Below are 15,750 nucleotides of genomic sequence, written 5' to 3'. Positions count from 1 at the left end.
TTAATGTTTTGATTAAAGTCTAATACCATTGTGATCTAATGAGTCACCTACTAGAACCCAAATCGCATTTCAACTTACGCCTGTAGCATTTTTGATTCGCGTTGCAGACATCGTTTCGTGAAGCTTTGAATTCGAACGCATTTATTCAGTAAAGCTATGGTTATAACCTCTCTTTAATGCCAACTTATGGCCTTTATTGAACGCTGGGAGATTTGAACACGTGAGAAAGTCGGCTTACGCAAGAAAGCTATTTCTGATCAGTATGGAAGATAATGCGCAAAAAAAGGTGGCGGCACTCGAAAAATACATTGATATGAGCATCCCGGTGATTTCGACCGAAGCACTCATGGAAGCTAAGCCACAGCATCGTAATAAAATCCTACTGATCGACTTCAGTGAACATAAATCACTCGTTCAATCGATCAAAAACTTACCGCTGGTATGGAAGAACTTTGAAACCGTTGTGTTCAATGTCCCTAAAAGGCTGACCACGGATGAGCTTCTTTCATTTGGTCAACTAAAGGGGCTGTTCTATTCCGAAGATACGCTAGAGCAAATTGGAGAAGGATTAAAAGGCATTGTTAACGGTCAAAACTGGCTGCCGCGTAATGTAACCAGTCAACTTTTACACTATTACCGTAACGTCATTAATACTCATACTGCCCCAGCTACGGTAGACCTAACCATTCGCGAGCTGCAAGTACTGCGTTGCTTGCAAGCTGGCGCCTCAAACAGTCAAATGGCCGAGGAATTATTTGTCAGTGAATTCACCATCAAATCGCACTTGTATCAGATATTCAAAAAGCTATCAGTGAAGAATCGCGTTCAGGCAATCGCGTGGGCAGATCAAAACTTAATGTCATGATGCGATGCCGCGACTCTTATGACTAAAATGACGAGTCGCTCATCTTTTTTCCGCACTGAGTCTCACACTTTTTCCTACTTTATTCATGATTCATTGACGACTCTCGTGTTAAAGTTATGCGCAGATTCTTGATAATAACGAGATAGGATATTCCCCCAATGATTAAAAAATGTCTGTTCCCTGCTGCAGGCTATGGCACTCGCTTCTTACCGGCAACGAAATCTATGCCAAAAGAGATGATGCCAGTCGTGAATAAACCGCTTATTGAATACGGCGTTGAAGAAGCAATTCAAGCTGGTATGAACGGCATGTGTATTGTGACGGGTCGTGGCAAACACTCTATCATGGACCACTTCGATAAGAACTACGAACTGGAACACCAGATTAGCGGTACCAATAAAGAAGAGCTATTGGTAGATATCCGTGAAATCATTGAATCTGCAAACTTCACTTACATCCGTCAACGCGAGATGAAAGGCTTAGGCCACGCGATTCTGACCGGGCGTGAACTGGTGGGTGACGAACCATTTGCCGTCGTTCTTGCTGATGACCTTTGTGTCAACGAAGAAGAAGGCGTGCTAGCTCAAATGGTGGCGCTATTTAAACAGTTCCGTTGTTCTATCGTTGCCGTACAAGAAGTCCCAGAAGATGAGACTCACAAATACGGCGTTATCTCTGGTGAAATGATCAAAGATGACATCTACCGCGTAGACGACATGGTAGAAAAACCTGAGAAAGGCACGGCACCAAGCAACCTTGCGATCATTGGTCGCTACATTCTGACCCCTGATATTTTCGAACTGATTGAAAATACAGAGCCAGGTAAAGGTGGTGAAATTCAAATCACTGACGCGCTACTTAAACAAGCAAAAGCGGGCTGTGTCTTGGCTTACAAATTCAAAGGCAAACGCTTTGACTGTGGTAGTGTTGAAGGTTACATCGAAGCAACCAACTACTGTTTTGAAAACCTTTATCTAAAAGATGAAAAAGCTTCAGAGTTAGGTAAACACGCAACACAAAAAGCGGTATAAAGCATCGTCGTAGTACGAAATTATTGTTTCTAAAGCCCAGCATTATGTTGGGCTTTTATTTTTACTGTTTTTTTATCCAGTAATTTTCTTTGCACATTTCTCACACTATGTAATACTTGCCCCACTTGGTTATACATAGAGCAAAAACGATGGATAAAATAGAAGTTCGCGGTGCCCGAACCCATAACCTCAAAGACATTAATCTTACAATCCCTCGCGATAAACTGATTGTCATTACTGGACTAAGTGGCTCCGGTAAATCCTCTCTCGCTTTCGATACATTGTATGCAGAAGGCCAACGACGCTACGTAGAGTCTCTCTCTGCCTACGCTCGTCAGTTTTTGTCTCTGATGGAAAAACCCGATGTCGACCATATTGAAGGGTTATCACCCGCGATTTCTATTGAACAGAAGTCTACTTCTCATAACCCGCGTTCAACCGTCGGTACAATTACCGAAGTCTACGACTACTTGCGTCTGTTGTATGCTCGTGTAGGCGAACCACGCTGTCCAACGCACCATGCCCCTCTTGCCGCACAAACCATCAGTCAAATGGTGGACAAAGTTTTGGAGATGCCAGAAGGCAGCAAAATGATGCTGTTGGCCCCTATTGTCAAAGAGCGTAAAGGTGAGCATGTTAAAACGCTTGAGAACCTGGCAGCTCAGGGCTTTATTCGTGCGCGTATTGATGGAGAGACATGCGATCTATCTGATCCTCCAACGCTAGAGCTACATAAAAAGCACACCATTGAAGTCGTGGTCGACCGTTTTAAAGTTCGTCCAGACCTGCAACAGCGCTTAGCCGAATCTTTCGAGACAACGCTCGAATTATCAGGCGGAATTGCGGTTGTCGCGCCAATGGATGGCGACGGTGAAGAGATTATTTTCTCCGCCAACTTCGCTTGTCCACAATGTGGTTACAGCATGCAAGAGTTGGAGCCGCGACTTTTCTCATTCAACAACCCTGCTGGTGCGTGTGGGACTTGTGATGGTTTGGGTGTGCAGCAATATTTTGATCCAAGCCGAGTAATTCAAGATGATTCATTAAGCTTGGCACAAGGTGCGATTCGCGGTTGGGATCAAAAGAACTATTACTACTTCCAAATGCTCACCTCATTGGCTGATCATTATGGTTTTGATCTCCATGCACCTTTTAATTCTCTGCCAAAGAAAACGCAAGATGTCATTCTAAAGGGCTCAGGTCGTACTGAGATTGAGTTTAAATACATCAACGATCGTGGCGATATTCGCGTTAAGCGCCATCCATTCGAAGGTATTCTGAATACACTAGAACGTCGCTATCGTGATACAGAATCCAACTCTGTCCGTGAAGAGCTTGCGAAATACATCTCCACTAAATCTTGTTCAAGCTGTGGTGGTACTCGTCTTCGCCTTGAAGCACGTAACGTGTTTATTGCTGATACGACACTGCCTGAGATTGTTGAACTTAGCATTGCTGATGCATTGGAATTCTTCCATTCCTTGAAACTTGAAGGTCAACGAGCCCAAATCGCTGAAAAAGTGATGAAGGAAATCAACGACCGCCTGCAATTCTTAGTTAACGTCGGTTTGAACTACCTAAACTTATCACGCAGTGCTGAAACTTTATCAGGCGGTGAAGCTCAACGTATTCGTTTAGCGAGCCAAATTGGTGCTGGTTTAGTAGGGGTGATGTACGTTCTGGATGAGCCATCGATTGGTCTCCACCAGCGTGATAATGAACGCTTATTAAAAACGCTCACTCATTTGCGTGATTTAGGTAACACCGTACTTGTGGTAGAGCACGATGAAGATGCGATTCGCTGTGCGGATCATGTCATAGATATCGGTCCTGGTGCTGGCGTACATGGTGGTAATGTTGTTGCGGAAGGCACCATGGAAGAGATAATCGCGAACCCGAATTCTCTGACAGGTCAGTACTTAAGTGGCGTTAAAGAAATCGCAGTACCGAAAGATCGCACGCCGCGAGATCCGAAAAAAACGGTTGAGCTCTTAGGCGCAACAGGTAATAACCTTAAAAACGTTAATCTTTCAATTCCTGTTGGGTTATTCAGCTGTATTACAGGGGTATCTGGCTCAGGTAAATCAACGCTGATTAATGATACTTTCTTTAAAATTGCGCATACCCAACTTAACGGAGCGACAACAGCTCAGCCTTCACCTTATAAGTCGATTAAAGGTCTAGAGCACTTCGACAAGGTTATCGATATCGATCAAAGCCCAATTGGTCGTACACCTCGCTCCAACCCTGCTACCTATACGGGGATCTTTACCCCAATCCGTGAGCTGTTTGCAGGCACACAAGAGTCGCGTTCTCGCGGTTACAAGCCGGGCCGTTTTAGTTTTAACGTACGCGGTGGTCGTTGTGAGGCCTGTCAGGGTGATGGTGTCATTAAAGTTGAAATGCATTTCCTACCAGACGTTTATGTGCCATGTGATGTATGTAAAGGTAAGCGCTACAACCGTGAAACACTTGAAGTACGTTACAAAGGCAAAACCATTGATGAAGTGCTAGAAATGACGGTCGAAGACGCCCGAACGTTCTTTGAACCCGTACCTGCTATAGCACGTAAGCTACAGACTCTAATGGATGTTGGCTTGTCTTACATTCGCCTAGGTCAAGCGGCAACGACACTTTCCGGTGGTGAAGCTCAGCGTGTGAAACTAGCGAGAGAGCTATCCAAGCGTGATACAGGAAAAACCTTGTACATTTTGGATGAACCAACAACCGGCCTGCACTTCCATGATATCCAGCAGTTGCTCACTGTATTGCACAGACTTCGCGACCACGGAAATACTGTCGTGGTGATCGAGCATAACCTAGATGTCATTAAGACTGCGGACTGGATTATCGATCTAGGGCCTGAAGGGGGACAGGGTGGCGGCGAGATAATCGCTCAAGGCACACCTGAAGATGTGTCGCAAATCGAGGGTTCGCACACAGCTCACTTCCTTAAGCCTATGTTGAAGTAGAAAAAACAGGTAAAGTACCGAGACCAGCAAGTGCTGGTCTTTTTTCATTCAAAACAACGCAATAACTATGGCTACTATACATGTAAGTGGAACAAAGCTTTCTCCCGAAAAAGTACAGGTTCCCCTCAATCGCAAGTTTCTCATTGCCTTGGCAACACTATTTGTGTTGGCAATGCACTTTTTCATGCCCAACCCCGGCGGTTCAGGGCTTTCACTTTCCTTCAATGCGACAACTTGGATTGCTTTTAGCTTTGCATTAGGCATTGGGTGCTACCAACTCGCGAATAATCGAGCGCTACGTTACTCAAAATTAACCATCGGCTTGTTCATTAGTGCTCTTATCATGACGGTGCCCATTCTGTACCCAAATGCGAATAGCAGTTTGGCAGCCAACAAGCTCATTGGTCTGTGGTGTGGCGTCCTGTTTTTTATTGTCTTACAACAATTTCATTTCAGTAATAAACATCGCCAACGCCTGTTATGGTTCATTGTCCTTGCGGTTGTTATCGAAGCCATTTTTGGTCTGACACAATATCTGTATCTCAAACCAGGCAATCCGTTTGGCTACGACACGATGGCCAATCGTCCTTATGGTATTTTCCAACAGCCTAATGTAATGGCCAGTTTTCTTGCGACAGGATTGGTGATTGCCAGCTATTTACTTGCACGTCAGCCCTACAAATACGACCGTAAGTTAAGCGATGTTTATCTTCTCTATGCCGTGCCAGTTTTAACCTTACCACTAATTGTGGCGTTGGCTTCACGCACTGGTTGGTTAGCCTCGGTCATCGCCGTGTTGTTGGTCATCCCATATATGTACCGCTTTGCAACCAAAGGGCGCTTTATCCGCTGGGTTACGTCGCTTGTCACTGGGCTCGCACTCTCAATTGTTGTCATGTATCTTGCCTTTCCTGATGGAAGTGGGTTAGCCGCAGAAAAAGTAAACATGGAGTCTCCTCGAGCGTATACTTTTCCGCAAACATTAGACATGGTGATTGAAAAGCCTTTTACTGGCTATGGATATGGCAAGTTTGAATCTGAGTACATGCTGTATACGGCTCGTCAACATTCCCTAAATGAGAATTACCCAGCTGGTTTGCCAGCCATGGATCATCCGCATAACGAGCTGCTTTACTGGGGAGCCGAAGGTGGTTTGCTGCCAATACTCGGCATCTTCTTAGCGATGGCACTGGTACTGTATCGAATCTATCAAGCCAAACGCGGAACTCGTCTTGCGTTGCTGGCCTTGTTTATACCTATCGTATTGCACTCACAACTGGAATACCCTTTCTACCACTCTCTCGTGCATTGGTTGATCTTCGTTATCCTGCTGTACTGGGTCGATCAGCGCGTCTCTCGTTATCGACAAGTTGGCTTTAGTAATGTGACCAAAAGCTTGCTGCGTGTTTTTAGTTTGGTACTTCCCGTTGCATTTACATTTTACATGGTAAGCGCATTACATACGAACTATGTATTAACGAAGTTTGAGACCACTAGACCAACTAACCCTGATATTCTGAATCAAGTCAGTAATCCTGTGGTTTGGAAAGACAGATTTGATTGGGATGTCTATAGCACGTTTTTAAACATTGGGCTGTACCAACAAGACGCAACCTTGATTCAGCCTTATATCGATTGGTCGCTAAAAATCATCAAAGATAAGCCTCGCCCTGCATTTTATAATAATTTGATTTTGGCCTACCAAGGCTTAGATGACTCAAGTAAAGCGGAGCAAATCAGAGCTGAAGCGCAGTTTTTGTTCCCGAAGATTGATTTCAGTGACGTCAATTACCGACCACCTTCTCAAGCAATCTCTGCCTCACCAGCACCCACTTCAAGAGCTGAGTAATAAGTACAAAAAAGCGAAGGGATGACCTTCGCTTTTCTTTATCTCATTGCGGTATAGTTTTATTCAGTGAGTGACTCTTCTAATGCTTTTAAGCACAGCGCAACGTTTTCAGGTCGAGCGCCGTAACCCATTAAGCCAATACGCCACGCTTTACCGGCTAATGCCCCAAGGCCTGCTCCAATTTCTAGGTTATAGGTTTCTAGCAAGTGAGCACGAACTTTTGCTTCATCAATTCCTTCAGGCACGTAAATCGCATTTAATTGTGGCAACCGATGGGCTTCGTCCACAACAAATTCAAAGCCTAACTTTTGTAAGCCATTTTTGAGTTTTTCATGCATCAGTTGATGACGAGCCCAAGCGTTTTCTAATCCTTCATTTTTCAGTATCAATAAAGCTTCATGAAGCGCATACAAGCTATTAACTGGCGCCGTATGATGGTAACTACGCTTGCCTTCTCCACTCCAATAGCCCAACACTAAACTCTGATCGAGGAACCAACTCTGTACTGGTGTTGTTCTTGCTTGAATCTTTTCAATTGCGGCAGGAGAAAACGTCACGGGTGAGAGCCCTGGTACACATGACAAACATTTTTGACTGCCAGAGTAAACCGCATCCAGTTGCCATTCATCCACTTTTAACGGTACACCACCAAGTGACGTCACCGCATCAACAATAGATAATGCATTATGCTGTTTCGCCAGCTTACCCAATGCTTGAGCATCACTGACTGCACCAGTTGAGGTTTCGGCATGCACAAAAGCAAGAATTTTTGTATCTGGGTGCTGTTCGAGTGCTTGCTCGACTTTATCAATGGAAACAGGCGTCCCCCATTCATCATCGACGATAACAACTTCACCACCAGCACGGACGACATTTTCACGCATGCGTTCACCAAACACACCGTTACGGCAGACGATCACTTTATCGCCTTCCTCGATTAAGTTTACAAAGCAGGTTTCCATCCCTGCACTACCTGGCGCTGAAACTGCAATAGTGAATTCATTGTCAGTTTGAAAGGCATACTTCAATAGCTGCTTGAGCTCATCCATCATACCGATAAACAGAGGATCAAGGTGACCTACCGTAGGACGGCTTAGTGCTTGTAACACTTGAGGATAAATATCAGAAGGACCAGGTCCCATTAAAATACGGTGAGGTGGAATAAAGCTTTGGATCGACATGTCAGCTCCTTGATTATCTTTTATCCTGAGCATTCTAAAAGTTCTATTCAATAACATGGCTCAGGTGTAGGGTTCTTCACCCTAATAGATTTTTCCTCTATCAGCAATTAGCCGTAAGTATGGAGGTCAAACCAGTGTCACAAAATCGTTAATAAAAAACACCATAAAGGTTGAAATATTGATTGACATTAAGGCCTCAAAACCGTTCAATGTTTGAGCTTTATGTAGAAGAGGAGCGCTACCCAGGTAGATGATTTGTGGAACCGCAATTCCAACACCAATCATTGAGGGGGAGTAGTGCCGAGGTAAGTCAAAGTTGCAGGATTTGACTTGTCGGTTGAATTGGGCTGAATCCCATCAACTGTCATCAGCGCAGTCTGATGAAGGGCTTCTGAGGGTAAATTTTTCAAATAGCATTCTAAATACCTCTCTTTTTGCTCTGTTCCTTTTCTCACTAAACATTGGATGTACAATTTTTTAGGAAGTCGTGGGAGAACGCAGTGAGCGCATTTAACGTAGCTAAATTCGGTGGAACCAGTGTTGCCAACTTTGAGGCAATGAGTCGTTGCGCCACCATTATCGAAAACAATCCAAATACTCGCCTGGTCGTGAGCAGCGCTTGCTCTGGCGTCACCAACCTATTGGTAGAACTCGCCAACGGTGTTCAGGATCAAACGCACCGTACTGAGCTGCTGCAAAATCTGGCCAACATTCATGACGCCATTTTAACTCAGCTCGAAGACAGCACGAAAACTGCTGCCGAGGTGTATGGCATATTAGATACCGTAACCAGCCTGGCCGAGGCTGCATCTATCCAAGCTAGTGCGAAGTTAACCGATCATTTAGTCGCATGTGGCGAACTCATGTCGACGCATATTCTAACTCAGTTAATGTGTGAGCGAGGCATTCAAGCTGTGCGCTTTGATATCCGCGATGTGCTGCGTACTGATGACAACTTTGGTCGCGCGGAGCCAAACATTGAAGCAATTTCGACGCTTGCGCAAGATAAACTCGTACCACTTTGCCAACAATCCGTTGTTGTTACTCAAGGCTTCATAGGATCTGACGAAGCCGGTAATACAACAACACTAGGTCGAGGAGGCAGCGATTACAGCGCCGCCTTAATTGCTGAGAGCGTCAAAGCGGCAGGGTTAGAAATATGGACTGATGTTCCGGGCATCTACACAACAGACCCGCGAATTGCGCCAAAAGCCTCACCAATTCCTGAGATCAGCTTTAGTGAAGCTTCAGAAATGGCTAACTTTGGCGCTAAAATCCTTCACCCTTCTACGCTAGTACCCGCATTACGCCACGACATTCCGGTATTTGTAGGGTCATCGAAAGAGCCTGAAAAAGGGGGAACTTGGATTCGCCACCAAGTCGAAAGCTCACCGTTATTCCGTGCGCTAGCTTTGCGTTGTAACCAAACCATGGTAACGCTACGCAGCGCCAATATGTTCCACGCATACGGATTCTTAGCGAAGGTTTTTGAGATCCTTGCAAAGCATAAGATCTCTGTCGATTTGATCACGACATCTGAAATCAGTGTATCGTTAACACTTGATCAAACTGATACCTCTGGCGGAGCACCACAGCTGCCGCAAGCTGTACGAGAAGAGTTAGAAGAGTTATGTAAGGTAGAAGTTGAACATGACCTATGCCTCGTTGCTCTAATTGGTAACAACATGAGTGAGAGTAAAGGCTACGCGAAACAGGTTTTTGGCACGCTAGAAGATTTTAACCTACGAATGATTTGTTATGGCGCTAGCCCTCACAACTTATGCTTCTTGCTCCATGAATCGGTATCGAAACAAGCCATACAAAAACTCCACACCGAGTTGTTTGAGAAGTAAGTTCAACTTAATAAAACAAAGGGCTGCGTATCTGCAGCCCTTTGCTGTTTCAATAGTTGTTACATTTGAACGAGGTAAACATCAATTTAACCGTTAATGTTTGGCCCTAACCATTTTTCAGCCTCGATCCTATCCCACCCTTTGCGATCGGCGTAGCTCTCTAGCTGATCTTCTTGGATCTGTGCGATCGCAAAGTAACGTGAGTCAGGATGAGAGAAATACCAACCAGAGACTGACGCGCCCGGATACATTGCATAGCTGGAGGTTAGAGTCATACCAATATTCTCTTCCACATTAAGTAGCTCCCAAAGCGGTCCTTTTTCAGTATGCTCAGGGCACGCTGGGTAACCCGGCGCAGGGCGAATACCTTGGTATTTTTCACGAATGAGATCATCGTTAGATAAATCTTCATCCTCAGCATACCCCCAAATTTCTTTACGGACACGCTCATGCAAATACTCAGCAAACGCTTCGGCTAGGCGATCCGCCACCGCTTGAATCATAATTGCGTTGTAATCATCTCCCTGCGCTTTGTATTCATCAGCAAGCTCTCTTTCACCAATACCACCAGTGACAGCAAATGCCCCTATCCAATCATGTTTACCCGACTCTTTAGGTGCGATGTAGTCAGATAAACAATAGTTGAATCCTTTTGGTTTCTCAGTCTGTTGACGCAAGTTACGCAGTACTTTCACAACGTCGGTACGAGTTTCATCAGCATAAACTTCAATGTCGTCCCCCACGCTCGCAGCAGGGAATAAGCCACACATTCCACGCGCTTTTAACAGGCCTTCTCGCTCAACTCGATCAAGTAACTCGTTGGCATCTTCGAATAAACGTTTTGCTTCTTCACCAACTTCTTCATGTTGGAAAATTGTTGGATACTTACCCACAAGTGACCAAGTCATAAAGAATGGTGTCCAATCGATGTATTGACGTAATATAGCCACATCAAAATCATCGAAGATATGAATACCAGGCTTAACAGGCACTGGAGGGGTGTAAGCTTCCCAATCGATAGCAACTTTATTCGCTCGAGCTGCTTCCAATGTCACTGGTTTGGTTCTCGGTTTCTTTCGATTATGTTGATCACGTACTCGGTCGTAATCAGCTTCAAGTTTTTCAACAAATTCAGGACGACGTTCATCTGACAATAGAGAAGTACATACGCCCACCGCACGTGAGGCGTTATTCACGTAAACAACTGGATGCTTGTAATTTTGCTCAATCTTAACTGCTGTATGAGCTTTTGACGTTGTTGCGCCACCGATGAGAAGAGGTAAGTTAAAGTCGAGACGCTCCATCTCTTTTGCAACATGCACCATTTCGTCTAATGAAGGCGTGATCAACCCTGACAAACCAATAATATCGACGTTCTCTTCTTGCGCTACTTTTAAGATCTTTTCGCAAGGAACCATGACACCAAGATCGATGATTTCGTAGTTATTGCACTGCAATACAACGCCTACGATATTTTTCCCGATATCGTGTACATCACCTTTTACCGTCGCTAACAAGATCTTACCGTTTGTTTGTCCCACCTGCTTTTCTGCATTGATGTAGGGCTCGAGATGCGCTACTGCTTGCTTCATCACTCGGGCAGATTTTACGACCTGAGGAAGGAACATTTTACCTTCACCAAACAAGTCTCCGACGACGTTCATCCCATCCATGAGTGGGCCTTCAATCACCTCTAATGGCTTTGAAGCATTGACACGAGCCTCTTCGGTATCATCAACGATAAACTCGGTTATTCCTTTCACTAACGCGTGTTCTAAACGCTTTTCAACAGACCAAGTTCTCCACTCAAGTGCAGAGGCATCCTCCTCTTTACCTACCCCTTTGCCTGCGTATTCCGCCGCGATATCTAACAACCTCTCAGTGGCATCATCGCGACGGTTAAGAACGACATCTTCCACAGCCTCACGCAGCGTTTCAGGCACGTTATCGTAGATTTCTAACTGACCCGCATTCACGATCCCCATATCCATACCATTCTTAAAACAGTGGTAGAGGAATACCGCATGAATCGCCTCACGCACATAGTTATTCCCTCGGAAAGAGAACGAGACGTTAGAAACCCCACCCGAGATCATCGCGTGCGGTAAATCACGTTTGATATCGCCAACGGCTTCAATGAAATCCACCGCGTAGTTATTATGCTCCTCGATACCCGTAGCAATGGCAAAAATGTTCGGGTCAAAGATGATGTCTTCTGGTGGAAAGCCCACTTCATCAACGAGAATTCGGTAAGCGTTGGTACAAATTTCTACTTTGCGCTCACGTGTATCTGCTTGTCCAATCTCATCAAACGCCATCACAATCACAGCCGCACCGTAACGGCGGATCAACTTAGCTTGTTCAACGAACTTCTCTTTACCTTCCTTGAGTGAGATCGAATTAACAATACCTTTGCCTTGGATACACTTAAGACCGGCTTCAATAACTTCCCACTTGGAAGAGTCGACCATGATTGGTACTTTTGAGATTTCAGGTTCTGACGCACAAAGGTTTAAAAACCGAACCATACAAGCTTGTGCATCCAACATGCCTTCATCCATGTTGATATCGATAATTTGAGCGCCATTTTCAACTTGTTGACGAGCCACATCGAGCGCTTCATCGTACAGTTCTTCTTTAATCAAGCGCTTAAAACGCGCAGAGCCAGTTACATTCGTACGCTCACCGACATTGATGAATAAAGAGTCTTTATCAATGGCGAGCGGCTCTAAGCCAGACAAGCGACAAGCAACGGGAAGGTCAGGCAATTGACGAGGGGCGACATTTTCAACCGCGAGTGCCATTTGGCGAATGTGCTCTGGAGTTGTGCCACAACACCCACCAATCAAGTTTAAAAAGCCACTTTGAGCCCACTCTTGAACATGCTTAGCCATATCTTCTGGCGATAAATCGTATTCGCCGAATGCATTCGGAAGCCCGGCATTTGGGTGAGCGGAAACAAAAGATTCTGATATACGCGAAAGCTCTTCAACATAAGGACGAAGCTCATCTGGGCCCAGCGCACAGTTCAAACCAAACGAAATCGGTTTAACATGACGTAATGAGTTGTAAAACGCTTCTGTAGTTTGACCTGATAATGTTCTACCGGAAGCATCAGTAATAGTCCCCGAGATCATCACAGGTAACTCAATACCCATCTCTTCAAACACACTTTCAACAGCAAATGAACAAGCCTTAGCGTTAAGAGTATCGAAGATGGTCTCGATAAGAATAAGGTCAGAACCACCTTTAATCAGCGCTCGAGTCGATTCAGAGTAAGCCTCAACTAACTCGTCGAAAGAAACATTTCGATATCCAGGGTCGTTTACATCAGGAGAGATAGAACAAGTGCGGTTCGTAGGCCCTAAAACCCCTGCGACATAACGCGGTTTATCGGGTGTTTTTGCGGTCCATTCGTCTGCAACTTCACGTGCAAGCTTGGCAGCAGCAAAGTTAATTTCTTCACTTAGGCTTTCCATCTCGTAGTCAGCCATCGCAATGGTTGTAGCGTTAAACGTGTTGGTTTCGAGAATATCTGCACCCGCTTCTAAATATGCAGCGTGAATTTCCTTGATAAGTTGAGGCTGACTTAGAACCAACAGGTCGTTGTTACCTTTTAGATCACAATGCCAATCCGCAAAGCGCGTTCCTCGATAGTCTTGCTCTTCAAGTTTGTATCCCTGAATCATGGTTCCCATACCGCCATCAATCAAAAGAATACGTTGCTTCAATTGAGCTTCAATCTGTTGTCTTACGTTACTTCCCACAGTACAGCCTCATTCCTTTAGTTATCTTTCCATCCTATCACACAAACTTCAGGAGTCTAGACGTCTAAACTTGGAATTAATGATTATTTTATCTCCTTCTTAACTTACAAAATAATCGCGAAAAAATGTTTGCTATTTAAGCAGCATCAGTCGAGAATCCCATTCATAAAATGTTACAAATAGAGAGCTCTATGTCGGTCTATCATACTTTATGTTTTCTATCCGCAGCTGCGATGCTAATTGCTTTTGTAAACAGCAAGATAGGAAAGATGCAAACCACCATTGCGATTACCGCAGGTTCAATGGTGCTTTCACTTCTAATCTTAATTGCGGGCCAAAACAACTGGTTCCACCTCACCGAAATTGCGACAGAAACGGTCACAAGGATCAACTTCGAAGATTTCTTGCTCAAAGGCATTCTTGGCTTCTTACTATTTGCGGGTGGATTAGGCATCAAACTCCCGAACCTTAAAGATCAAAAATGGGAAATTACCGTTTTGGCTCTCGGAGCCACCCTGTTTTCCACTTTCTTTATCGGGTTTGCGCTCTACGGATTCTGTCAGTTAATTGGCATCCAATTTGATTTAGTCTACTGCTTACTTTTCGGTGCACTTATATCGCCAACTGACCCAATCGCTGTACTCGCTATAGTTAAAAAGCTCGACGCTCCCAAGCGTATCTCCACCCAGATTGAAGGAGAGTCGCTCTTCAATGACGGCTTCGGTTTGGTTATCTTTGTCACTCTATTTACGATTGCATTTGGTACTGAGGCACCAACTGTAGGTAGTGTCACCTTACTCTTCATCCAAGAAGCTATCGGGGGTATCACATATGGTTTCGTCCTCGGTTTGCTATTCCACTACTTAATCAGTGCCACCGATGATCACTCAATGGAATTGTTACTTACCATTGGTGTCCCAACGGCAGGTTACGCATTTGCTGAATACATCCATGTATCAGGCCCACTCGCGATGGTTGTATCCGGTATTATGATTGGCAACTGGACACGCTTTATCGGCTTTTCAAAAGAGAGTGAAGACCACCTTGACCACTTTTGGGAGCTCGTCGATGAGTTCTTGAATGGCGTGTTATTCCTACTGATCGGTATGTCGATGCTGCTATTTGAATTCCACAAAGAAGACTGGATCATGATGGCTATATCAGTCCCTCTTGTACTAGCAGCTCGCTATCTAAGCGTATTTCTCTCGTACATTGGCTTTAAGCGTTACAGAAAATATAACCCGTGGTCAGTACGTATTTTGACGTGGGGCGGCTTACGCGGGGGCCTTGCATTGGCAATGGCACTTTCCATTCCATCAGGTATTTGGGTGATTCAAGATAAGTTAATCGATGTAAAAGAGATTATTCTTGTAATGACCTACTCCGTCGTTGTTTTCTCTATCCTCATTCAAGGCTCAACAATCACCCCAATGATTGAAAAAGCAAAAGATGAAGAGAAGAAAATGGAAGAGAACAACCAAGCAATAACCACTCCAGAGCATACGGAGCCAGTGGACTCTTAAAGACACGTAACTTAATAGATGAAAAAGCAGCTATCTAGCTGCTTTTTTTATATCTAATCTTCGGACTCCCCTTCAAGAACAAAACGCTTGTTACTCTTTGATATACAGTTAAATATCCGAATAATCGTCACGCTACGGTTTCATAGATACTAACTATTGCCGATAGATAGTATCCATAGAGGGAGTCTTTTAGTTTAAGCATTTTCATCATCACTTCCCTTCCCTTGGCAATATAGGCTCCCTGTAAACACCACAGCTAAACTTCCACAACACTTAACAATGAGCGACTTTGTATTTGTATAGAGAAAGAAGCATTTAGGATGATTGCGAGATCACTCCCCCAAACGGGCTTGAAATCCCACCAAACTAAGGTCTGAGCCAGCACTCAGGTTGTTCAAGCCCTTAGCAGAAGTTTAGAGTCCTCATACTTGATCTCAGCGACACTGAACTTATATTCAAAGTTGTTCTGTTTTCGAGATAGAAACAAAGCGACACCTCGAACAACTAAGTTCTGTTACATAGCTAGATATTTCTAATATGTTATAGAGGAATCTTTGGTAAGCACGTGCTGGTACTCAAAACGAGAGCTCGAGACTGGCATCAACTAGTTCATGACAGGGCTTAGAAAGAATAGCGAGAGAAGAGCCGGCCTCTCGATGCAAGGTTTCAATATAGAAATGGGGGTAAGGGAAGTCGGGTAACCAAAACA

Annotated in this window: 8 protein-coding genes and 1 riboswitch; of the genes, 6 read left to right on the top strand and 2 right to left on the bottom strand. The window is 44.6% G+C overall.

What is annotated here, in order from left to right; all coding sequences use genetic code 11:
- Positions 1 to 220: 220 nt before the first annotated feature.
- From LIX84_RS20630 to LIX84_RS20615, 4 genes are all read left to right on the top strand, one after another.
- Positions 221 to 865, top strand: coding sequence for a LuxR C-terminal-related transcriptional regulator (locus LIX84_RS20630; protein WP_005397417.1), 645 nt, complete (start codon positions 221 to 223; stop codon positions 863 to 865).
- Positions 866 to 1,023: 158 nt separating this feature from the next.
- Complete coding sequence (gene galU, locus LIX84_RS20625; RefSeq protein ID WP_005397418.1) at positions 1,024 to 1,896, top strand: UTP--glucose-1-phosphate uridylyltransferase GalU; 873 nt, start codon at positions 1,024 to 1,026, stop codon at positions 1,894 to 1,896.
- A gap of 149 nt (positions 1,897 to 2,045) precedes the next feature.
- Positions 2,046 to 4,868, top strand: a complete 2,823-nt coding sequence (gene uvrA / locus LIX84_RS20620) for an excinuclease ABC subunit UvrA (RefSeq protein ID WP_053809097.1) — start codon at positions 2,046 to 2,048, stop codon at positions 4,866 to 4,868.
- Positions 4,869 to 4,935: 67 nt separating this feature from the next.
- On the top strand, positions 4,936 to 6,717 hold the full coding sequence (locus LIX84_RS20615; RefSeq protein ID WP_226422093.1) for a PglL family O-oligosaccharyltransferase: 1,782 nt from the start codon (positions 4,936 to 4,938) through the stop codon (positions 6,715 to 6,717).
- 59 nt (positions 6,718 to 6,776) lie between these two features.
- Here LIX84_RS20615 and LIX84_RS20610 read toward each other — a convergent pair whose 3' ends face one another.
- Complete coding sequence (locus tag LIX84_RS20610) at positions 6,777 to 7,898, bottom strand: pyridoxal-phosphate-dependent aminotransferase family protein (protein WP_047009173.1); 1,122 nt, start codon at positions 7,896 to 7,898, stop codon at positions 6,777 to 6,779.
- Positions 7,899 to 8,118: 220 nt separating this feature from the next.
- A riboswitch (Lysine riboswitch) is annotated at positions 8,119 to 8,297 on the top strand.
- Positions 8,298 to 8,398: 101 nt separating this feature from the next.
- On the opposite strand from LIX84_RS20610, the gene lysC reads away from it, so the two are divergent.
- The gene (lysC, locus tag LIX84_RS20605) at positions 8,399 to 9,751 is read left to right on the top strand and encodes a lysine-sensitive aspartokinase 3 (protein ID WP_042523508.1); all 1,353 of its coding nucleotides are present in this window, start codon (positions 8,399 to 8,401) and stop codon (positions 9,749 to 9,751) included.
- A gap of 86 nt (positions 9,752 to 9,837) precedes the next feature.
- Here the strand turns inward: lysC and metH are convergent, their stop codons facing one another.
- On the bottom strand, positions 9,838 to 13,518 hold the full coding sequence (metH, locus tag LIX84_RS20600; RefSeq protein ID WP_226422092.1) for a methionine synthase: 3,681 nt from the start codon (positions 13,516 to 13,518) through the stop codon (positions 9,838 to 9,840).
- 191 nt (positions 13,519 to 13,709) lie between these two features.
- On the opposite strand from metH, the gene LIX84_RS20595 reads away from it, so the two are divergent.
- Complete coding sequence (locus LIX84_RS20595; protein WP_041852885.1) at positions 13,710 to 15,041, top strand: cation:proton antiporter; 1,332 nt, start codon at positions 13,710 to 13,712, stop codon at positions 15,039 to 15,041.
- The last annotated feature ends 709 nt before the right edge of the window (positions 15,042 to 15,750 follow it).

It is taken from the genome of Vibrio sp. E14 (genome assembly GCF_020515785.1).
GTDB lineage: Bacteria > Pseudomonadota > Gammaproteobacteria > Enterobacterales > Vibrionaceae > Vibrio > Vibrio diabolicus.
The sequence above is the reverse complement of the archived record's forward strand: the minus strand, read 5'-3'. Positions and strand labels throughout refer to the sequence as shown.

Bases quoted from the DNA above. Each gene is read 5' to 3' on its own strand.
- LIX84_RS20615 (WP_226422093.1), top strand. From the start codon at position 4,936: ATGGCTACTATACATGTAAGTGGAACAAAGCTTTCTCCCGAAAAAGTA.
- uvrA (WP_053809097.1), top strand. From the start codon at position 2,046: ATGGATAAAATAGAAGTTCGCGGTGCCCGAACCCATAACCTCAAAGAC.
- LIX84_RS20610 (WP_047009173.1), bottom strand. From the start codon at position 7,898: ATGTCGATCCAAAGCTTTATTCCACCTCACCGTATTTTAATGGGACCT.
- LIX84_RS20595 (WP_041852885.1), top strand. From the start codon at position 13,710: ATGTCGGTCTATCATACTTTATGTTTTCTATCCGCAGCTGCGATGCTA.
- galU (WP_005397418.1), top strand. From the start codon at position 1,024: ATGATTAAAAAATGTCTGTTCCCTGCTGCAGGCTATGGCACTCGCTTC.